Origin of the sequence: Cellulomonas sp. URHE0023, from assembly GCF_000688475.1 — a bacterium.
In the GTDB taxonomy this organism is placed as follows: domain Bacteria; phylum Actinomycetota; class Actinomycetes; order Actinomycetales; family Cellulomonadaceae; genus Cellulomonas.
Genome location: NZ_JIAN01000005.1, coordinates 774,930 through 794,977 on the forward strand (window position 1 = coordinate 774,930; position 20,048 = coordinate 794,977).

Consider the following 20,048-nt stretch of genomic DNA (forward strand, 5'->3'; position numbering starts at 1 on the left):
CGGCCGTTGCTAGGACCGATGCCCCTCGAAGAACTCGACGAGCAACGACGAGCACTCGTCGGCGCGTACACCCCCGACGACCTCGACCCGGTGGTTGAGCCGCCGGTCTCGCACCACGTCCCACTGCGAACCGCACGCACCCGCCTTGGGGTCCCAGGCGCCGAGCACCAGCCGTGGGACGCGCGCCAGGACGGTTGCTCCGGCGCACATCAGGCACGGCTCCAACGTCACGACGAGCGTGCAGTCGTCAAGACGCCAGCGCCCCAACGCCTGCGAGGCCGCGCGCAAGGCCCTGACCTCCGCATGGCCGGTAGCGTCCCCGTCCGCCTCGCGCGCGTTGTGGCCGCTGCCGACGACCTCGCCGGTCGGGCCGAGGACGACCGCGCCGACCGGGACGTCCGACGTGCGCAGCGCCAGACGAGCCTCGACCAGCGCGAGACCCATCGCAGCGTGATCGGCGGGGAGCGGCATGGGCACATCCTCCCAGGACACCCGACCCGTGCGGCCCGGTAGGTTGTGCGCATGCGCCTGCACGTCGCGGACCACCCGCTGGTCGCCCACAAGCTCACTGTCCTGCGTGACGTCCGCACGCCGTCGCCCACGTTCCGGCTCCTCGTCGACGAGCTGGTGACCCTGCTCGCCTACGAGGCGACCCGCGACGTGCACACCAAGCCGATCGACATCGTCACGCCGGTGGCGCCGACGACCGGCACCAAGCTGGCCGACCCGAAGCCCATCGTCGTGCCCATCCTGCGCGCCGGCCTCGGCATGCTCGACGGGATGACGCGCGTGCTGCCCACCGCCGAGGTCGGGTTCCTCGGGATGCAGCGCGACGAGCAGACGCTCGAGGCCATCACGTACGCGAACCGCCTGCCCGACGACCTCTCGGGCCGTCAGTGCTTCCTGCTCGACCCGATGCTGGCGACGGGCGGCACGCTGGTCGCCGCCATCGACTACCTGCTTCAGCGGGGCGCGCGCGACGTGACGGCCGTATGCCTGCTCGCGGCCCCGGAAGGGCTGGCCGTCGTCGAGAAGTTCGTCGGCGACAGGGCGGACGTGAAGGTCGTCGTCGCGGCCGTCGACGAGCGCCTGAACGAGAAGGCGTACATCGTCCCGGGTCTCGGCGACGCGGGCGACCGGCTGTACGGAATCGTCTGACGGCTCACCGTCGCCGGGGACTGAGTCGTCGGCGGGCGGGGATGCTCGGCGTCCACGCCCTGGGACGACGCAGAAAGACCTTCCCGAACCGAGCACCACGTGACACAGTCCCCCTCGTGATCCGCACGCGCGCCTGTTATCGGTCCTGACCCGCTCAGCGTCCGACAACCCCTGCACGCGCACCGGAGACCCCCATGGCACTACCCCGATCGACCCCCCGCACCATCGCGCCGAACGCCGGCGTCGTCCTGTACGTGAGCCTGCCCCAGCAGACGCCGCATGCGGTCGGCGCCCTTGCCGAGGCCGCCGAGGTCCTGCAGGAGTTCGCGCGCGAGCTGCTGCCTGGGGCGGACACGTACGCGGCACTCTCGCTCGCCCCTGCGGGCTCGGACGAGATCCATCGCCTGGGCGACCGGCTCACGCACCTGCGGCTCCTCGGGAGCGCAGAGGACGGCAGCTGACGGCACGCGCGTGCAGGGGGCTGCGAGCTGCCGTCCCACCGGTCGCCCGCTCGCAGCCCGGTGCCTACCGTGGGTCGTATGCGGATCGCGATCGCGGGCGGGCACGGTCAGGTGGCCCGACACCTCTCGCGCGCCCTGACCGCCCGGGGTGACGTGCCGCTCGCCCTGGTCCGCCAGCTCGGTCACGTCGACGACGTCATCGCCGACGGCGCAGAGCCGGTCGTCATGGACCTCGAGCGAGCGAACGCCCGGGACGTCGCGGAGGCCGTCGCAGGCGCCGACGCGGTCGTCTTCGCGGCAGGTGCCGGACCCGGCAGCGGCATCGCGCGCAAGGACTCCGTCGACCGGGCAGCAGCCGGTCTGCTCGCGGACGGGGCCGAGCAGGCAGGCGTCCGGCGCTACGTGCTCGTGTCCTCGATGGGCGCGGGGGCACCACCACCGCCCGGCACCGACGACGTCTTCGCCGCGTACCTGGTCGCCAAGCGCGCGGCGGAGCTCGACCTGCGGTCCCGCGACCTCGACTGGACCATCCTGCGGCCAGGCAGCCTCACCGACGCCCTTCCGACCGGCACCGTGACGCTCGCTCAACGCGTGACCCGAGGCAGCGTCCCCCGCGCGGACGTCGCGGCGGTGCTCGCGGCTCTGCTGCACGACCCACGGACGGCGGGGCGCGTGCTCGAGCTCGTCGGCGGGTCGGTGCCGGTCAGCGACGCGGTCGACGCGCTGACCGCGTAGTCAGTTCGCCACGGGTGGGGTGGTCTGCAGCGTGATCGCGCCGACGAGGTACTGGTCACCGGTCGTCGTCGCGCTCAAGGAGCTGACGTCGCAGGCGAGCGCCTGCGGTGCGAACGCCTTCGCGTCCGTGCCGAGCGAGTTCGCGGCGCGCCAACCGGTCGCGGTCGAGTCGAACGCATCCGTGGCGACGCCACCGCCGACGAACGCGGTCCCGTTCCACCGCTGCGGCACGAGGGCGTGCTGGCCGGCCGGCACGGTGCACGTGTCCCTCAGCACCAACGTGTCCCCCGACGCCGTGCGGTCGCCCTCCCACGCCACGACACCGATACGCGCGGTCGTGCCCGCCTCGGCGGCAAACTCGAACGGCGTCGGTGTCGCGGACGTACCGATCCACGACCCACCGTCGTAGACCGTCACCGACGCGTCGCTGCCGGGCTCGGAGTAGACGACGACCAGCGACCACCCTGCGTAGTAGGTCTTGTCGGGGTCCTTGCGGGTCGCGCTGACTGCGACGTCCGCGACGGACCACGTGCCCGCCCCTTGCTCGATCACCTGGGACGTCACGTCCGCGAACGACTGGTAGTAACGGCGCCCGGAGCCGTCGAACGGCTTCGAGAGCGTCGTGCCTACGACGTCGACGTAGGCCCCTGTCGGTCCTCGGAGCTTCGCCGTGTCGAACGCGCCGCTCCAGGTGTCGTAGGCGCCCGCGTTGCCGGACCAGTAGAGGCCTGCGAACGCGACCGAGCGACCCGGCGGGATCGCCAGCAGGCTCGAGGAGGACACCGGCACGCTGGCGCGGCGCTGCCCCGCCGCGGGCTTCGCGTCGTCGAGCGCGAGCATGTCGAACCCGTTGTTGTCTGCGGTCCCGTTCACCAGGGCGTTCGTGCAGGCCGCCAGCTTGGGGTCGCACGACAGCAGCGGGGCACCGATCTCGGTGACGCTCCAGCCGTGGTCGAACCGGACGCGCGGACCCAGCCCCCCGGACGACGTCGCCACCTGGCTGCGGGACTGAGCCCGGGCCGCACCGGTGGCGATCGCCTCGACCGCCACGGTGTCCTGGGCACTTCCGGCAACGGTGACGTTGACGAGACCCTGGACCACCGTCCCCGCGGTGACCGTCCCGAAGTCGCATACGACCCGCCGTGGCGAGGTCGGTACGCACTCGGGCGTCGACACTCCGCCGCCCTCGGCTGCGTACGGCAGACTCGATGGGAGGTCGAGCGTCACGACGAACGAGTCCGCGTCTGCGTCGGGCCCGACGGACGTCGTGAACCGGACGGTGCCGACGCCTCGCTCGAGCACCACGACGGGGTCCTTGTCCGCCAGCGAGAGAACAGGCGCTGTCGAGGTGATGGCGGTCCCGACCGGCGGGCCGGCGTCGGCGTCGTCCGCCTGCACCGTGGAGGTCAGTGTTCCGAGCGGTCCGACGAAGCCCGCCACCGGCGTCAGCGTGACCGGGAGCGCCAACGACCCACCGGGCTCGATCGACCCGCCCACGCAGCTCCACGTGGTTGCGCCGGGCTGCGAGCAGGCCCAGCCGTCGGCGGCGAGCGTGACGCCGGCCGGAGCGGCGAGGGTGACGCCGACGGATCCGGACGGCAGGTCGCCGCTGTTGGTCACCGTGAACGTCATGGGCGTGGTCCGCCCGAGCGCGACCGCCGCGGTCGCGTCTCCGGTGATGCCCAGGATCGCCGGCCGGACCACCGAGAAGGTCGCGACGCTCTCGTCGGGCGCCTGGCGTCCGGCCGGGGCGAGCAGGACCGTCAGGTCGCGAGAGGTCACCGACTCCGGAGCGCCGGCGGTCAGTGCGAGCGTCAGAGGGGCCGCTGCGTGACCGCCGAGGGTGCCGATGCGGCACGTCAGCGTGCCGCGCGCCCCCGCGGCAGAGTCAGCGGCGCCGTCGAAGGTGCAGGTCCAGGGGCTGTCGCCCGGCGCCAGACCACCGGTGACACCGCTCGGCAGCGCCACGGTGACCACTCCCGTGCCGGGTGTCACGGCGCTGCCTCCGACGTTGGCGACGTCCAGCGTGAGGGTCCGCGTGCGACCGCTCACCAGCTGCAGGGCGGGCACCGGGCGGAGGAGCGCCAGTCGGGCCGGCGAGGCTGCGACCATCAGCCTGATCGGTGGCGCGCGGTAGCTGATACCGGAGCCGGAGACCTCGAGCCCGACCGATCCGTCGGCCTGGTCGTACGTCTCGTCGACCGCCACCCGGAGCACGAGCGTCGAGGTGGTCCTGGCCGGGAGCGTGGCGAGGGTGCACTGCGCGCCCGGCTCCCCCTCGGCGCAGGCCCAGCCGTCACCTGCGGCAACCGACGCGAAACGCCCGGTGAGGCCCGTCAGCTCCTGGCTCGAGATGCCGTCCAGGGTGACGCCGGGCGGCAAGGTCACAGCCGCGACCAGGTTCGTGGCTGCGGCGTCGCCGGTGTTGCGCACGTCCACCGACAGCTCTTGACCGGAGAGCCCGGCCTCGAGGGCGAGGCCGTCCTCGGGAAGCTCGACCACGACGGCCGGCGCGGCGACCGGCGGTTCGACCGGAGGATCGACGGGCGGGTCGACCGGCGGGTCGACCCGGGGTTTGGCCGGCGGAGTCGGTACCGGCGTCGGGCTCGAGTCGTCCGCCGGTTCGTCCTCGGACAACGACTCCTCGCTCTCGTCGTCCGGCTCGTCGGCGATCGTGAGGTCGTCGGTCGGCTCGTCGGTCGCCTCGTCCTCAGGGAACTCGGTCGGGAGGTCCGTGGGCTGCACCGACGGCGCAACCCCCTTCGGCTCCGCGGACGCACTGCCGGACGGTGACGGAGTGGGTGACGACGACGTGTCGGCAAGCGGTGCCGCACCCTCCTCCGGCCCGTTGAGCAGGCTCACGATGCCGACCGTCGCGACTGCTGCGAGCGCCACGCCCCCGACCACCGCAGCCGCCGCGCCCAGGGGGATCGCGGCGATCAGCGCTGCCACTCCACCGGCCGCTGCGGCCCCGCCGACCGCACCAGCAGCCGCGGCCGCGGCCGCGCTGCCGCCCAGGACCCCGCCGCCCAGAGCGCCGCCGCCGAGCACCGCTGCGCCGCCGCCGCCGGCCGCAGCCGCAGCACCGACCCCGCCGGTCGCGACCCCCGTGCCGACCACCGCGATGCCGCCCGTCCCGGCAGCTCCACCGGCCGCGCTGCTGGCCGCCGCACCTGCCGCGAGACCGCCGCCGACCGGAAGGACGACGCCGAGCGCACCCAGTGCCGTCAGGCCGAGCACCAGTGGGGCGATGACGGCCCGCATCCCGTGGTTGACGTCACCGAGCTCGAGCACGAGGCCACGACAGACTCCGCAGTCCTCCAGGTGCGCCTCGACCTGCGCGGTCTCACGAGTGCCGAGCCCGTTGCGGACGTAAGAACCGAGCTTGCCGGCGACGGCTCGGCAGCCGTCGTCGAGCGGGTCCTGGAGGTGCTGCTGCAGGTACGCCTGCCTCAGGCCTTCGCGCGCACGGTAGGACAGTGCGGCGACGCCGTTCGCGGTCAGCCCGAGGATCGGCGCGATCTCGGCCGGGTTCAGGCCCTCGACCTCCGTGTGCCACAGCACGGCCTGCCATCGTTCGGGCAGCGAGTGGAACGCCCGGGCCACGACGCCACGCTCGAACCCGGCGAGCGCGGGGTCCTCCGCCGTCGCCGACATCGCCGTGCCCGCCTCGAGGACCGCGACGTCATCGGTCGGCTCGACGCGCCGCGCCTTGTCGCGTTGGACGCCCGCAACGCGACGGACGACGGTGAACAGGTACGCCCGGAAGGCGACCTCCGGCCCCTTGCCCCGCTGCAGGGCACCGAACACCGCGGCGAAGGAGTCGGCGACCACGTCGTCCGCGTCGGCCTCGGAGTTCGTGTACTGGCGTGCGACCACCCAGGCGGCGCCGGCGTGCCGTTCGTAGAGCGCACCGACGGCCGCCGCGTCACCGGTTCGAGCGGCAGCGATGAGCTCCGCATCCCCCGTGACGGTGTCGCCGAGCTGCGCGCTCACTGCCACGACGTGCTCCCGTCCGTACTGCGTCCGAGGGCACAGCCTGCCATATGCGTGGAATCCCACATAAGCAGGGAGAAATTGACCGGGTGAAAAGCAGCAAACCGGCGTCACGAGCAGGTCAAGGGCCGCTCTCATCCGGCGTGACGATGAACTCGGGACCGAACAACGCCCATCCGGCGCTCTCCGGTGACCCCCACGACGGGCTCGCCCTTGCCGTGCTGCCCGCCGCCCTGCGCGAGCGGTGGCGCGACGAGAGCGTCGGGTCCGTCTGGCTCCGGCCCTCGGACTGGTACCACCCCGCGGTCGACGCGATCGCTGCGGCCATCCTGTCGCCGATCGACACGGCGGTCGCCGCCGAGGAGCTCGGCCGCGCACGCGGCTACGACGGGGTCGGCATCGGCGAGACGATCGACGACCTCGGTGCCCTGTACCGCGCGCTCGGTGCGAGCGAACCCCCGGCGCACGTGATCCGCGCCCTCTGCGAAGGCTGGGCCGACGCCCAGGCCGGCGCGCTCGCCTTCGGCACGGCACTCGACCCGGAGTCCGGCCTGCCCACCCGCCAGTACCTCGCGATCCGGCTCGCAGAGACGTACCGCGACGCGGCGATCCCGACGCAGCGCGACCGGACCACCGGGGACGTCGGGCACCACCTGGTGCTCGTCGACGTCGCAGCCGGCGACATCGACCCCTTCACCCGGGCCGCGCGCTCGGCTGCGGTCGGTGCCGCGATGACGACCACGTACGGCGAGGGTCACCCGATGGCCACCCTCGGCGGGGGCGTCTTCGCGGTCCTGGCGCGTACCGACCAGCACACCCCTACGCCGCTGGAGGCCCTGCAGGCGGAGATCGACCGACGCTGCGGGCTGCTCGACCTCCGTGCGCTGACGCGCATGCCGGTTCGGGTGTGGGTGGAACCCCTGCCCGACACCCACGAGCAGGCACTGCGCACGCTCGAGCGCGTCGCGCGCTCCTGACGTCAGCACCTCGCTCGGGGGGGTTCACCGCTGCCACTGAAGCGAGGCGGCGCGCCAGGCGATCGACACGGCCGCCGGCGGGACGCCGAGTGGGTCACATCGCTGCGACAAGTGCCCGGAATGCGTCTAACGTCGATGCATGAATTCCGCCGGGCTGGTGCCGACCGACCCCTCTGAGAGCGCTGCGCACGGTGCGCCGCTCCCGGCGGTCGACGCCGACCTCGCTGCGGAACCCGGACACCTCGTCGCCACGGGCGCGGCAGTCGACGTGTTCGCGGTCGACGACTGGACCGTCCTGCGCCGCTACCGGTCGGGTCGCGACGCCTCGTCGGAGGTCGAGCTGCTTCGACGCGCCGCTGCGCACGGATTCCCCGCACCCACGGTGCTCGCCGCGAGCGGGCCCGACATCGTCATGGAGCGCCTGCACGGTCCGACGCTCCTGCAGGCCCTCGGCGCGGAAGAGGTCTCGCTGGCCGACGCCGCCGCGATCCTGAACGACCTGCACAGCCGCCTGCACGCGATACCCGCACCCGAGGGCTGGGCCGCCGGCAGTCCCGACGTGTGGCCGCGCGGCCGGACCGGACCGGTGATCGTGCACCTCGACATCCACCCGGCCAACGTGATCCTGTCGGAGTCGCGCGGCCCGGCACTGATCGACTGGTCGAACGCCCGGACCGGCACTGCCGAGCTCGACGTCGCACTGACTGCGTTGATCATCGCCGAGGTTGCCGCCGACGCGGGCGGCGTCTACTCGCAGGCCGCCCGTGCGCTGCTGGCGGCGTTCCTGCACGCGATAGACGTCGACCTGCTCGCGGTGCTCGACGACGCTGCCGACGTCCGCTCCGCGGATCCGTCGTTGATCCCCGGCGAGAAGGCGCTCGTCCCGGCGGCAGCGGAGCTGATCCGTGACCTGATCGCCGTGGCTACGCCCCACTGAGGCCCAGCCGGAACGGCACGACCACGCACGCCGTCCGCCCCTGACGGGCCGTGACTACGCCGGCGTGAAGGTGAGGCAGTCGGCTTCGTCGTGGCCCGCGCCGATCCGGATGGACGCAGCCGTGCACTCGAGCGAGGAGTTGTGGGTGCACTCCGAGCGCTGGCACGCACCGACGTGGGTGACCACCTTGTCGAGCCCACCCTTGACGCTGAGCGGGATGAACGTGGTGCACTGTGCGTCGCCCGAACCGCCACCGATGGTCACAGCGGCAGCGTGGCAGTGCGAGTGGTCGTTGTATGAGCAGCCGGCGACCGAGCACTCGGCGACAGCAGGCATGTCCATCAGGGTGCTCATGACGTCCTCCGTGGGGCTCCGGTCGGGTGTGCCTTCGACCGTAGCCCCGCTCCGCGCGCCTTGCCTAGCCAGGAAGGCCTGGCTAACCCGCAGGTCAGGCGGCGTTTTCGAGTGAGGCGGACCTCACCTCGAGCACCCCCGCAAGCGCCTCACCTGCGCGTTCGCTGGTTCGGTCACAAGCCCCGCGACGGGAACAGGACGCGGAGCGAGCGGGCGACGACGCCGAGCCTGCGGATCGCGAAGACCACGAGCCCCAGCCCCACGACCGGGAACAGCCACACCAACCAGAGCACCGCGCCGGCGCCCTGGACACGGGCGGCCCCGTCGCCCGGTGCGGACGTCGTGTAGATGACCGTCACCGACGAGCCGACGGCCGGGCAGCTGCTGCTCGAGAAGTGCGACCCAGCCCTGTACGTCGCGCCGCCGACGGAGAACTCGGCGACCGGGGAGCATGTTCTGCTCCCGTCGCTGTCCACCGCGACGTCCTGGGCGACGACGCTGGCCCGCGTCGTCGTCTCACCGGCGTGCGCGCTGTTGTCACTCGTGATCATGGTCGCGACGACCAGGCCGACGACCACGAAGAGGAGACCGAAGACCAGCTGGCCGACGGGGCCCGTCGACCGGCCGCGGGATCGGCGGTTGCCGAACCTGTCATCGGGTTCCGTGCCACCGTGGAACGGCCCGACGTTCCACGAGACGGACGTCCCGACATGGTCGTCATCGCGGCTGCCGGAGGACGAGACAGGGTTTCCGAACGCCGGGCGGCCATACGGCTGCAGGCCCGGACCGGTCGGGATGGGGGCGGGGAGCTGCGACTGCACGGCCTGCGACGCGACCGCCGCCAGGGCTCCGAAGATCCCGCCCTGCTGCTGGAGTGCGGCCAGCGCCTCGGAGGCCTTCTCGAGCTGTTCCGACGGGTCGGTGGGCAACGCAGGTCCGGTACGTTGCGCGGGGACGTCGGCCGGCGTCGTCGTCGGCGTCGGCCTCGTGAACGACGTCCAGCCGGCACCGTCCCACCAGCGCTGCATGCCGTCGCTGTCCGGACTGCTCATCCAGCCCGCCGCCGGTGGTGTACCCATCCGTTGCCCCCTCGATCACGCGCTCGACTGCCGGTTCCCTACCGGGGAATCGGCATACGTCGGCCACCGGTTGAGCAGGAACGCGCCATGGCGCCGGGATGCGTTCAGGCTCCATGGCCGTGAAGGACCTGGGACATGCCAGAACGGCCCTCCGGCGTGATCGCCGAAGGGCCGTTCTGTCGTGCAGTCCTACGCGTGGGTCACTTGGTGAGCGGGGCCAGCGTCGGGTCGTTCGCGTACACCTCGGCAGCGTTGTCCTTCGTCACGATGACCGGGGTCAGCAGGTACGAGGGGACAACCTTGACGCCGTTGTCGTACGACTCGGTGTCGTTGATCTCCGGCTTCTCGCCCTTCTGGTACGCCTTGATCGCGTCGATCGTGGCGGCAACCAGCTCGCGGGTGTCCTTGTAGATCGTCGAGTACTGCTCGCCAGCCATGATCGACTGGACCGACTCGACCTCGGAGTCCTGACCCGTGATGACCGGGGTGGGCAGGCCAGCCTGCTTGACCGAGGTCAGGACGCCGCGCGCCAGGGTGTCGTTCGGGGACAGCACACCGTGCAGCACGGTGCCGTCGCTGTAGTTCGCCGACAGGATGGTGTCGAAGCGCTTCTGGACGTTCTCAGCCTTCCAGCCAGCGGTCTGGACGGCGTCGAAGTCCGTCTGGCCCGAGACGACCGTGAGGGTCTTGTCGTCGATCTTCGGCTGCAGGACGCTCATGGCACCCTCGAAGAACGGCGTGGCGTTCGCGTCGTCAGCCGAGCCCGCGACGAGCTCGATGTTCCACGGACCGGCACCCTGGCGCTTGGCCAGGCCCTCGAGCAGAGCGGTGCCCTGCAGGACGCCGACCTGGTAGTTGTCGAACGCGATGTACTGGTCGACAGCGTCGGTGTTCTTGACGAGGCGGTCGTAGGCGATGACCGTCGCGCCGGCGTCCTTGGCAGCGCCGAGCTGCGTACCCAGCTGCGAGCCGTCGATGGCGCCGACGACGATGACCTTGGCGTCCTGCTCGACCATGGCCGAGATCTGGTTCTGCTGCTCCGGCACGCCGCTGTTGGCGAACTGGACGATCGGGCTGAAGCCAGCCTCCTTGAGGCCGTCGTTGAACAGCTGCTCGGCGAGCACCCAGTTCTCCGACGTCTTCTGCGGGAGCGCGACACCGATCGTGGAGTCGGCGGCGAAGCCTGCGGCGGCGGACTCGGTGCCCTCGGCCGTGGTGTCATCGCGGTCCGACGAGGAGCATCCGCTGAGCGTCAGGGCCCCGACGGCTCCCAGCGTGATGATTGCTGTGGCGAACTTCTTCATGGGTTCACTTTCTCTTGGGCACCCGTCCTTGGGTGCGTGTGTGATGCCGTTCTGGCGCGTCCGACCGCCACCGCGACGTCGACGGATCGACGCCCCAGCGTGCGAGCGGGTGGTGGGTTGGTGGTGCAGGTACTGCTAGCCGCGACCGGCCGTCTCGCCGGCCTCCACGGGGACCTCGGCGACCTCTTCCTGGCCCGCATCGGAGACCAGCTCCGCGGCGCGCCGATCCTTGCCCCTGAACAACAGGCCGAAGATGGACGGGCGACCCTGGACCTTGTTGTAGACGTCGAAGGCGACGGCGAGCAGCAGGACCAGGCCCTTGATCATCTGGGTCTGACCAGATCCGACGCCGTTGAGCGCGAGACCGTTGTTGAGGACCGCCATCACAAGACCACCGATGACCGATCCGATGACCGTTCCGACGCCGCCCGAGACGGCCGCGCCACCGATGAACACAGCGGCGATCGCGTCGAGCTCCCAGCCGACGCCGTCGCCCGGACCCGAGGCGGTGGAGCGTCCGATGAAGACGATGCCGGCGAGCGCGGCGAGGACCGACATGTTCATCATGACGAGGAAGTTGACGTGCTTGATGTTGACACCTGAGAGCGCCGCGGCGGAACGGTTGCCGCCGACCGCGTACACGTGCCGGCCGATGATCGTGCGGTTGGCGACGAACGTGTAGATGATCACCAGGACGAGCAGGATGCAGCCCGAGACCGGGAAGGACGTGCCGGGCTTGCCGGACCCGAACAGCCAGGTCAGGTACGCGATGACGACGGACAGCACGCCGGCACGCATGTAGACGGCGGCGGGCAGCATGCCCTCGAGGCCGAGCCTGCGCGTCTTGGCCACGCTGTGGAACGCCGACCAGATGACCAGGGCGATCGCGACCACGCCGAGGAGCAGCGTGGAGTTGTTCATGCCGGTGCTCGTGGGACCCCACTCGGGCAGGTAGCCGGCGCCGAGCTTCTGGATCTCCTCGGGCACGGGGATGGTGAGGCTGCTACCGATCTCCTGGTTCATGCCGCGGAAGATCAGCATGCCTGCGAGCGTGGCGATGAACCCTGGGATGCCGACGTAGGCCACCCACATGCCCTGCCACGAGCCGATCGCCACACCGACACCGAGGCCCAGCAGCACGCCGACCCACCAGGGGATGCCCCAGTCGCGGATCGAGAGCGCCACGATGATGCCCGTGACGGCCGCCACCGAACCGACCGACAGGTCGATATGCCCGGCGATGATGACCAGCACCATGCCGATCGCGAGGATCAGGATGTAGGAGTTCCCGTTGATGATGTTCTGCGCGTTGGTCGGCGTCAGGACCTTGCCACCGGTGGACCACTGGAAGTACGCCAGCAGGGCCACGAGGGCGATGACCATGCCGAACTGACGGATCCCGCCGCCGAGCAACTGCTTGAATGCGTCTTTCATTGTCTGTGTCTTCCCGTCCGTACTGGGTCAGCTGGCCTTGGCCGGCGAGCTGCCGGTCATGAGTCGCATCAGGGTCTCCTGCGTGGCGTCGGCGCGATCGACGACGCCGGTGATCGAGCCCTCGAAGATCGTGTAGACGCGATCGGCGAGCCCGAGGAGCTCGGGGAGCTCAGACGAGATGACGATGACGCCCTTGCCTTCGTCGGCCAGCCGCTGGATCAGTCCGTAGATCTCATACTTCGCGCCGACATCGATGCCGCGCGTCGGCTCGTCAAGGATGAGCAGGTCAGGGTCGGGGAACATCCACTTGCCGAGCAGCACCTTCTGCTGGTTGCCGCCGGAGAGCTTGGCGACGCCCTGCGTGACGCTCGGGGTCCGGATCTTCAGGGACTTGCGGTAGCCCTCCGCGGCGATGTGTCCGGCCGAGGGGTCGATCACCGAGCGCTTCGAGATCTTGTGCAGGCCCGCGGCGACGACCGTGTCCTCGATCGTGTCCAGCAGGTTCAGCCCGAGCGCCTTGCGGTCCTCGGGGACGTAGGCGATCCCGTGGTCGATCGCCTGCTGCACGGTGCCGAGGTGGACCTCTTTGCCGTTGATCTCGATGGTGCCGCGCAGGAACCGGCCGTAGGACCGGCCGAACAGCGAGCGCGCGAGCTCCGTGCGACCGGCGCCCATGATGCCGGCGAAGCCGACGATCTCGCCGCGCCGCACGAAGAACTCGGACTGCTTGCACACGAGGCGGCCCGGGATGAGCGGGTGCTCGACGGTCCAGTCCTTGACGTGGAAGAACGGCTCGCCGATCTTCGGGGTGTGGTCCGGGAAGCGGGACTCGAGCGAGCGGCCGACCATGCCCTGGATGATGCGGTCCTCGTCGACGCCGCCCTTGGCGACATCCAGCGTCTCGACGGACTTGCCGTCGCGGATGATGGTGATCGAGTCGGCGACCGCCTCGATCTCCTTCAGCTTGTGCGAGATCATGATCGACGTCATGCCCTTGGCGCGCAGGCCGCGCAGCAGGTCGAGCAGGTGCTCCGAGTCGTCCTCGTTGAGGGCGGCCGTCGGCTCGTCGAGGATCAGCAGGCGCACGTCCTTCGAGAGCGCCTTGGCGATCTCGACGAGCTGCTGCTTGCCGACACCGATGTTCTTGACGATCTCGTCCGGGGACTCCCGCAGACCCACGCGGGCCAGCAGCTCAGTGGCGCGCTTGCGCGCCTCCGACCAGTCGATGCCGAACCGGCCGCGCACCTCGTTGCCGAGGAAGATGTTCTCGGTGATCGAGAGCTCGGGGATGAGCGCCAGCTCCTGGTGGATGATGACGATCCCCGCGGCCTCGCTGGCGTTGATGTCCTTGAACTCGACGACGGAGCCCTGGTAGACGATGTCGCCGGAGTAGGTGCCGTGCGGGTAGACGCCCGAGAGCACCTTCATCAGGGTCGACTTGCCCGCACCGTTCTCGCCGCAGATCGCGTGGATCTCGCCGGCCTGAACGGTCATCGAGACCTCGTCCAGTGCACGGACCCCGGGGAACAGCTTGGTGATCGACTTCATCTCAAGGATGACCGGTCCCGATGCCATCTACCTACTCCTGACGCAGCGCTGCAATCGGTTAACCCATCGTTGGGCCTGAACAGACCGTAAGCAAGGGCCGGACTTGTCGTCAACTCCTGAACGCTTACATGTCCCATGTCGTCATCAGTTCGATGCACGAACGTGACCTTCTGCCATGACGCGGCGCAGTGCGAGGAGGCAGGCGCCGTGAACCTCCGCGTGATCGCCCAGGTCGGACATCACGAACCGCGTGTGTTTGGTGGCTGCCGGCAACGAGCGCTGCCGCGTCGACTGGACGAGCCCGTCGAACAAGGCCGCCCCCACCCGCGCGAGCGGTCCCCCGACCACGACGACGTCCGGGCTGAGCAGGTTGCAGATCGGTGCGACGGCCCGCCCGATCTGCGCGCCGGCGTTGTGCAGGAGACGCATCGCGGCGGGGTCACCGGCGGTGACGGCGGCGATCACGTCGTCCAGGTCGACGTGGTCGTCGGGACGGATCCGGGCGAAGTCAGCGACGATGTTGCGCGTGGAGGCGACCGTCTCGAGGCACCCGCGACTGCCGCACGTGCAGACCTCGCCGTCGTCGACCAGCTGGAAGTGGCCGATCTCGCCCGCGATGCCTGACGCGCTCTCGTAGAGCCGCCCGTCGAACGCCAGACCTGCGCCGATCCCGGTGCCGACCTTGACGAAGACCAGGCACCGCACGCCGGTGAACGGGCCCGCGCTGGCGTGGGCGATCGCGCCCAGATTGGCGTCATTCTCCAGCAGAACGGGCAGGTCGAGGGCACGGGACGTCGCCTCGGCCAGGTCGATCCCCGCCCATCCGGGAAGGACGCTCGCCTGAACGACCGACCCTGTGACGGGCGTGAGCGACGCCGGGAAGGCGACGCCGCACAGCACCACGTCGGACCGGTTGACGCCGTGCTCCGTGAGCAGCTCGTCGACCATGTGCCGGGCGATCGCGAGTGTCTCGGCCGGGACGTGGGCGGCGGGCAGCGCGGTGCTCCGCATCCCGAACGTCCGGCGCCCGGAGTCCATGCCCATCACCCGAAGGTGGGCCCGACCGACATCCACGCCGACGACCACCCGACCGTCCGGCACCAGTGCGATCTCGACCGCTCTGCGCCCGGCGCTGATGGTCGACCGGGCGGAGACGCGATGCTGCGCGGCGAGCTCGTGCACGATGCTGGAGATGGTCCCCGGGGACAGCCGTGTGCGACGCGCGAGCATCGCCTGCGTCTGCGGACCGTCGTTGCCGAGTGTCCCTACGACCAGTTCGATGTTCCGCACGCGCAGCGCTTTCTGCGACCCAGCGGAAGTGGAGGCGGCACCATCGCCGTCAAAGACCAAGGACATGCGGCATTGTCTACGCTGAGCCGGGGCTGGCGTCAACAGATGAACACAACATCGTACGCAGCATGCAGGAAGCGCACGCCCGTCTGGCCGAGCCGAGCGGCCCGGGTCGCGTCACTCCAGCGCGGTCACCTGGCCCGACGCGTCTCGCAGAGCTCGGGCGGGTGGCCGGACACCGAACGCGTACGCCCGCCGTCCCCACGGACGCACACTCGGCTCGCGCGGTCCGACAGGATCGACCACGACCTCAGATCGACGCAAAGACGTCGCTTCACGTCCCCCTTGGCCGTCCTGACCGGGCCCGTCACTGCGAACACCACGAGGGCCCACACCATCCAGGATGCAGGCCCTCGTCGGTCTAGACGGTCAGAAGTCCCAGTCGTCGTCTTCCGTGTTCACGGCCTTGCCGATGACGTAGGACGAGCCCGACCCGGAGAAGAAGTCGTGGTTCTCGTCGGCGTTCGGGGACAGCGCCGACAGGATCGCCGGGTTGACGTCCGTCTCGTCGCGCGGGAAGAGCGCCTCGTACCCGAGGTTCATGAGCGCCTTGTTCGCGTTGTAGCGCAGGAACTTCTTGACGTCCTCGGTCAGACCGACGCCGTCGTACAGGTCCTGCGTGTACTCGACCTCGTTGTCGTACAGCTCGAAGAGCAGCTCGAACGTGTAGTCCTTGAGCTCGGCGCGCTCCTCGGGCGAGAGCTTCTCGAGGCCCTTCTGGTACTTGTAGCCGATGTAGTACCCGTGCACCGCCTCGTCGCGGATGATGAGGCGGATCAGGTCGGCGGTGTTGGTGAGCTTGGCGCGGCTCGACCAGTACATGGGCAGGTAGAAGCCCGAGTAGAACAGGAACGACTCGAGCAGCGTGCTTGCCACCTTGCGCTTGAGGGGCGAGTCGCCGCGGTAGTACTCCATGACGATCTCGGCCTTGCGCTGCAGGTTCGGGTTCTCCTCCGACCAGCGGAACGCCTCGTCGATCTCCTTGGTGGAGCACAGCGTCGAGAAGATCGAGCTGTAGGACTTGGCGTGCACCGACTCCATGAACGCGATGTTGGTGTACACCGCCTCCTCGTGCGGAGTGATCGCATCGGGGATGAGCGAGACCGCGCCGACGGTGCCCTGGATGGTGTCGAGCAGCGTCAGGCCGGTGAAGACGCGCATGGTGAGCGTCTTCTCCTGCTCCGTCAGCGTGGCCCACGACTGGACGTCGTTGGACACCGGCACCTTCTCCGGCAGCCAGAAGTTGCCGACGAGACGGTCCCAGACGTCCGCGTCCTTGTCGTCGTCCAGCCGGTTCCAGTTGATCGCCGAGACGCGGCTGACGAGCTTGAGCTTCTCGCTCATCGGAGTGCTTCCTTCTGTTCGTTCTGGGAGGTCAGAGCATGCACGAGACGCAACCCTCCACTTCCGTGCCCTCCAGCGCGAGCTGGCGGAGGCGGATGTAGTAGATCGTCTTGATGCCCTTGCGCCAGGCGTAGATCTGCGCCTTGTTCAGGTCACGCGTGGTGGCCGTGTCCTTGAAGAACAGGGTCAGCGACAGGCCCTGGTCGACGTGCTGCGTGGCCTCGGCGTAGGTGTCGATGACCTTCTCGTAGCCGATCTCGTACGCGTCCTGGTAGTACTCCAGGTTGTCGTTCGTCATGAACGGCGCCGGGTAGTAGACGCGGCCGATCTTGCCTTCCTTGCGGATCTCGATCTTCGAGGCGATCGGGTGGATCGAGCTCGTCGAGTGGTTGATGTACGAGATCGAGCCGGTGGGCGGCACGGCCTGCAGGTTCTGGTTGTAGATGCCGTGCTCCTGCACCAGGGCCGACAGCGCCCTCCAGTCGTCCTGCGTCGGGATGTGCACGCCGGCCTCGGCGAACAGCTCCGCGATGCGGGCGGTCTTGGGCTTCCACTCCTTCTCGGTGTACTTCTCGAAGTACTCGCCGGTCGCGTACTTCGAGTCCGCGAAGCCTTCAAACGCAGCTCCGCGCTCCTGGGCGAGCAGGTTCGAGGCCCGGATCGCGTGGTACGCCACCGTGTAGAAGTAGATGTTGGTGAAGTCGAGGCCCTCGTCGGACCCGTAGAAGATCCGCTCGCGAGCCAGGTAGCCGTGCAGGTTCATCTGGCCGAGGCCGATCGCGTGGCCGCCGGCGTTCGCCTTCTTGATCGACGGCACCGACTCGATGCTCGTCTGGTCGGCGACGCCCGTCAGGGCACGGATGGCCGTCTCGACGGACTTGCCGAAGTCGGGCGAGTCCATCGACAGCGCGATGTTCATCGAGCCGAGGTTGCAGGAGATGTCCCGGCCGACCTCCTTGTAGGAGAGGTCCTCGTTGTACGTCGACGGCGTCGAGACCTGCAGGATCTCGGAGCACAGGTTCGAGTGCGTGATCTTCCCGGCGATCGGGTTGGCACGGTTGACCGTGTCCTCGAACATCACGTACGGGTAGCCGGACTCGAACTGCAGCTCGGCGAGCGTCTGGAAGAACTCGCGGGCGCTGATCTTCGACTTCTTGATCGCCGCGTTGTCGACCATCTCGTAGTACTTCTCGGTCACGTTGATGTCCGCGAACGGGACCCCGTACACGCGCTCGACGTCGTACGGCGAGAACAGGTACATCGGCTCGTTCTTCTTGGCCAGCTCGAACGTGATGTCCGGGATGACGACGCCCAGCGAGAGCGTCTTGATGCGGATCTTCTCGTCGGCGTTCTCACGCTTGGTGTCCAGGAACCGGAAGATGTCCGGGTGGTGCGCGTGCAGGTACACCGCGCCGGCGCCCTGACGCGCACCCAGCTGGTTGGCGTACGAGAACGAGTCTTCGAGGAGCTTCATCACGGGGATGACGCCCGAGCTCTGGTTCTCGATGTGCTTGATGGGCGCACCGTGCTCGCGGATGTTGGTGAGCAGCAGGGCCACGCCGCCGCCGCGCTTGGACAGCTGCAGGGCGGAGTTGATGCCGCGCGCGATGGACTCCATGTTGTCCTCGATGCGCAGCAGGAAGCAGGAGACGGGCTCGCCGCGCTGCGCCTTGCCGAGGTTGAGGAACGTCGGCGTGGCCGGCTGGAAGCGCCCGGACACGATCTCGTCGACGAGCGAGACGGCGAAGTCCTGGTTCCCCTCGGCGAGCGCGAGCGCGACCATGCAGACGCGGTCCTCGAAGCGCTCCAGGTAGCGCTTCCCGTCGAACGTCTTGAGCGTGTACGACGTGTAGTACTTGAACGCGCCCAGGAACGTCTGGAAGCGGAACTTCTTGGAGTACGCGTACTCGAAGAGGGTCTTGATGAAGGCGCGGTCGTACTGCTCGAGGACCGCAGGGTCGTAGTACTTGTTCTCGACGAGGTAGTCGAGCTTCTCGTTGAGGTCGTGGAAGAAGACCGTGTTCTGGTTGACGTGCTGCAGGAAGTACGCCCGAGCCGCCTCACGGTCCTTGTCGAACTGGATCTCCCCGTCCGCGCCGTACAGGTTCAGCATCGCGTTCAGGGAGTGGTAGTCCATGCCCGAGGTGTCTACGCGGGTATCTGCGACTGTCGTTGCCAAAATCTTCCCAATCCCTCACGGACGTGCGTGACGTCCTCTGCCGTTCCCATGAGCTCGAACCCGTACAGGTAGGGGACGTGGCACTTGGCCGCGATGATGTCCCCCGCTATGCAGTAGGCCTCGCCGAAGTTCGTGTTACCGGCCGCGATCACGCCACGGATCAGTGCACGGTTGTCCTCGTCGTTGAGGAACTTGATGACCTGCTTGGGTACTGCGCCACCCTCGTTGCCCCCGCCGTACGTCGGCAGGATGAGCACGTACGGCTCGGAGGCGTGCAGGAACGGGTCTGACGGCAGGAGCGGAATCCGCTCGGCCGACAGACCTAGCTTCTGCACGAACCGGTGGGTGTTGTCCGAGGCGGAGGAGAAGTAGATGAGGGAGCTCATCGGTCCATCCCCTCGCTCGGGTTCTTTCGAGGCATGCCCACCGGGCCGGCGCGGTACAGAGACCAGCGCCGGACCCGGGAGTGTGTCAGGCGACGGCGGTGGCCAGTCGCTCGGCGAGCGCCTTGATGCGGTCCGGGCGGTAGCCCGACCAGTGCTCGCCGTCCACGATCACGACGGGAGCCTGCAGGTGGCCGAGCGACATGACGTAGTCACGTGCGTCGGCGTCCTGGCTGATGTCCACCACGTCGTAGTCGGCCTCGAGCTTGTCGAGCGCACGATAGGTCGCCGTGCACTGCACGCAGGCCGGCTTGCTGTAGACCGTGATCGTCATCGTGGCTCCTGATTTCTCGCTGCTGCGCGCTCCCCGAGCCCGGCGGCGCACATGTCGTGATCGGCTTGGCAAGACACTACACCTAGTGGTCGGGGAAGCAATGGACCACTAGGGCTTGTAGTGACACGAGTGTCATTCTTCACCCTGTGGACAGAGTCCAGGTTACGGCAGACCACTGACAGGGCCGGCTCCGAGCCCCCGACCAGCGGGTTCGCACGGGCGTCCACAGCCGTCCACAGAACCCCATCGGACACCCACAGGGCGGTGCACACCGCTGTGCACACGCGGCGTGTCCGATTCGCCCTGGTACGCCCCGCAGGATGCCGCGGCAGCGACACGCCGGTAGGTCGGGTTGCCGGTGGGAAGGTGACTTCTGGGTACCGCGCGGGCCGCGACGTATCTGGCTAAGTGCGATCCGGCTCCTCGTCCTTGCAACCCGCCGAAGAAACCGCGGGACAGGGTCACGACCGGGACG

At 69.3% G+C, this 20,048-nt stretch carries 17 protein-coding genes; 5 read left to right on the forward strand and 12 right to left on the reverse strand.

Translation table 11 applies throughout. The features are described from left to right. Window positions 1-9 precede the first annotated feature (9 nt). Complete coding sequence (locus tag N553_RS0103860; protein WP_028045442.1) at window positions 10-471, reverse strand: nucleoside deaminase; 462 nt, start codon at window positions 469-471, stop codon at window positions 10-12. Window positions 472-522: 51 nt separating this feature from the next. Between N553_RS0103860 and upp the strand changes: the two genes are divergently transcribed. From upp to N553_RS0103875, 3 genes are all read left to right on the forward strand, one after another. Continuing rightward, complete coding sequence (gene upp / locus N553_RS0103865) at window positions 523-1,158, forward strand: uracil phosphoribosyltransferase (RefSeq protein WP_028045443.1); 636 nt, start codon at window positions 523-525, stop codon at window positions 1,156-1,158. Window positions 1,159-1,352: 194 nt separating this feature from the next. After that, window positions 1,353-1,619, forward strand: a complete 267-nt coding sequence (locus N553_RS0103870) for a hypothetical protein (protein WP_028045444.1) — start codon at window positions 1,353-1,355, stop codon at window positions 1,617-1,619. Between the two features lie 78 nt (window positions 1,620-1,697). Next, a complete protein-coding gene (locus N553_RS0103875) occupies window positions 1,698-2,354 on the forward strand; it encodes an NAD(P)H-binding protein (protein WP_028045445.1) in 657 nt (218 codons plus the stop codon). Here N553_RS0103875 and N553_RS24085 read toward each other — a convergent pair whose 3' ends face one another. Further along, window positions 2,355-6,356, reverse strand: coding sequence for a sigma-70 family RNA polymerase sigma factor (locus N553_RS24085; protein ID WP_197029899.1), 4,002 nt, complete (start codon window positions 6,354-6,356; stop codon window positions 2,355-2,357). A gap of 143 nt (window positions 6,357-6,499) precedes the next feature. On the opposite strand from N553_RS24085, the gene N553_RS0103885 reads away from it, so the two are divergent. Next, window positions 6,500-7,327 carry a hypothetical protein gene (locus N553_RS0103885; protein ID WP_231505154.1) on the forward strand — a complete coding sequence of 276 codons (828 nt, stop codon included), beginning with the start codon at window positions 6,500-6,502 and terminating at the stop codon, window positions 7,325-7,327. 139 nt (window positions 7,328-7,466) lie between these two features. Next, window positions 7,467-8,264 (forward strand): phosphotransferase, encoded by a 798-nt coding sequence (locus N553_RS0103890; RefSeq protein ID WP_028045447.1) that lies wholly within the window; start codon window positions 7,467-7,469, stop codon window positions 8,262-8,264. Window positions 8,265-8,318: 54 nt separating this feature from the next. Here N553_RS0103890 and N553_RS0103895 read toward each other — a convergent pair whose 3' ends face one another. The 10 genes from N553_RS0103895 to nrdH form a co-directional block, all read right to left on the reverse strand. Continuing rightward, the gene (locus N553_RS0103895) at window positions 8,319-8,618 is read right to left on the reverse strand and encodes a DUF1540 domain-containing protein (RefSeq protein WP_028045448.1); all 300 of its coding nucleotides are present in this window, start codon (window positions 8,616-8,618) and stop codon (window positions 8,319-8,321) included. Between the two features lie 173 nt (window positions 8,619-8,791). Beyond that, complete coding sequence (locus N553_RS0103900; RefSeq protein ID WP_081844341.1) at window positions 8,792-9,697, reverse strand: DUF3592 domain-containing protein; 906 nt, start codon at window positions 9,695-9,697, stop codon at window positions 8,792-8,794. 200 nt (window positions 9,698-9,897) lie between these two features. Further along, a complete protein-coding gene (locus tag N553_RS0103905) occupies window positions 9,898-11,001 on the reverse strand; it encodes a sugar-binding protein (RefSeq protein ID WP_028045450.1) in 1,104 nt (367 codons plus the stop codon). Window positions 11,002-11,136: 135 nt separating this feature from the next. Further along, window positions 11,137-12,435: a sugar ABC transporter permease gene (locus tag N553_RS20950; protein ID WP_081844342.1), complete on the reverse strand. Its 1,299-nt coding sequence runs from the start codon at window positions 12,433-12,435 to the stop codon at window positions 11,137-11,139. Window positions 12,436-12,462: 27 nt separating this feature from the next. Beyond that, entirely contained in the window at window positions 12,463-14,010 is a 1,548-nt protein-coding gene (gene mmsA, locus N553_RS0103915) for a multiple monosaccharide ABC transporter ATP-binding protein (protein ID WP_028045451.1), read from the reverse strand. Window positions 14,011-14,127: 117 nt separating this feature from the next. Then, the gene (locus tag N553_RS0103920) at window positions 14,128-15,273 is read right to left on the reverse strand and encodes an ROK family transcriptional regulator (RefSeq protein WP_051639804.1); all 1,146 of its coding nucleotides are present in this window, start codon (window positions 15,271-15,273) and stop codon (window positions 14,128-14,130) included. Between the two features lie 429 nt (window positions 15,274-15,702). Next, window positions 15,703-16,677 carry a class 1b ribonucleoside-diphosphate reductase subunit beta gene (gene nrdF / locus N553_RS0103925; RefSeq protein WP_028045453.1) on the reverse strand — a complete coding sequence of 325 codons (975 nt, stop codon included), beginning with the start codon at window positions 16,675-16,677 and terminating at the stop codon, window positions 15,703-15,705. A gap of 31 nt (window positions 16,678-16,708) precedes the next feature. Then, a complete protein-coding gene (nrdE, locus tag N553_RS0103930) occupies window positions 16,709-18,814 on the reverse strand; it encodes a class 1b ribonucleoside-diphosphate reductase subunit alpha (RefSeq protein WP_231505155.1) in 2,106 nt (701 codons plus the stop codon). An 11-nt stretch (window positions 18,815-18,825) separates the two neighbouring features. Further along, entirely contained in the window at window positions 18,826-19,242 is a 417-nt protein-coding gene (gene nrdI, locus N553_RS0103935; RefSeq protein WP_028045455.1) for a class Ib ribonucleoside-diphosphate reductase assembly flavoprotein NrdI, read from the reverse strand. Between the two features lie 85 nt (window positions 19,243-19,327). Next, window positions 19,328-19,573 carry a glutaredoxin-like protein NrdH gene (gene nrdH, locus N553_RS0103940; RefSeq protein WP_028045456.1) on the reverse strand — a complete coding sequence of 82 codons (246 nt, stop codon included), beginning with the start codon at window positions 19,571-19,573 and terminating at the stop codon, window positions 19,328-19,330. Window positions 19,574-20,048 lie beyond the last annotated feature (475 nt).

Coding starts and splice junctions, on each gene's coding strand:
- N553_RS0103860 (WP_028045442.1), bottom strand. CDS start 471: ATGCCGCTCCCCGCCGATCACGCTGCGATGGGTCTCGCGCTGGTCGAG.
- upp (WP_028045443.1), top strand. CDS start 523: ATGCGCCTGCACGTCGCGGACCACCCGCTGGTCGCCCACAAGCTCACT.
- N553_RS0103870 (WP_028045444.1), top strand. CDS start 1,353: ATGGCACTACCCCGATCGACCCCCCGCACCATCGCGCCGAACGCCGGC.
- N553_RS0103875 (WP_028045445.1), top strand. CDS start 1,698: ATGCGGATCGCGATCGCGGGCGGGCACGGTCAGGTGGCCCGACACCTC.
- N553_RS0103885 (WP_231505154.1), top strand. CDS start 6,500: ATGAACTCGGGACCGAACAACGCCCATCCGGCGCTCTCCGGTGACCCC.
- N553_RS0103890 (WP_028045447.1), top strand. CDS start 7,467: ATGAATTCCGCCGGGCTGGTGCCGACCGACCCCTCTGAGAGCGCTGCG.
- N553_RS0103895 (WP_028045448.1), bottom strand. CDS start 8,618: ATGAGCACCCTGATGGACATGCCTGCTGTCGCCGAGTGCTCGGTCGCC.
- N553_RS0103900 (WP_081844341.1), bottom strand. CDS start 9,697: ATGGGTACACCACCGGCGGCGGGCTGGATGAGCAGTCCGGACAGCGAC.
- N553_RS0103905 (WP_028045450.1), bottom strand. CDS start 11,001: ATGAAGAAGTTCGCCACAGCAATCATCACGCTGGGAGCCGTCGGGGCC.
- N553_RS20950 (WP_081844342.1), bottom strand. CDS start 12,435: ATGAAAGACGCATTCAAGCAGTTGCTCGGCGGCGGGATCCGTCAGTTC.
- mmsA (WP_028045451.1), bottom strand. CDS start 14,010: ATGGCATCGGGACCGGTCATCCTTGAGATGAAGTCGATCACCAAGCTG.
- nrdF (WP_028045453.1), bottom strand. CDS start 16,677: ATGAGCGAGAAGCTCAAGCTCGTCAGCCGCGTCTCGGCGATCAACTGG.
- nrdE (WP_231505155.1), bottom strand. CDS start 18,814: ATGGACTACCACTCCCTGAACGCGATGCTGAACCTGTACGGCGCGGAC.
- nrdI (WP_028045455.1), bottom strand. CDS start 19,242: ATGAGCTCCCTCATCTACTTCTCCTCCGCCTCGGACAACACCCACCGG.
- nrdH (WP_028045456.1), bottom strand. CDS start 19,573: ATGACGATCACGGTCTACAGCAAGCCGGCCTGCGTGCAGTGCACGGCG.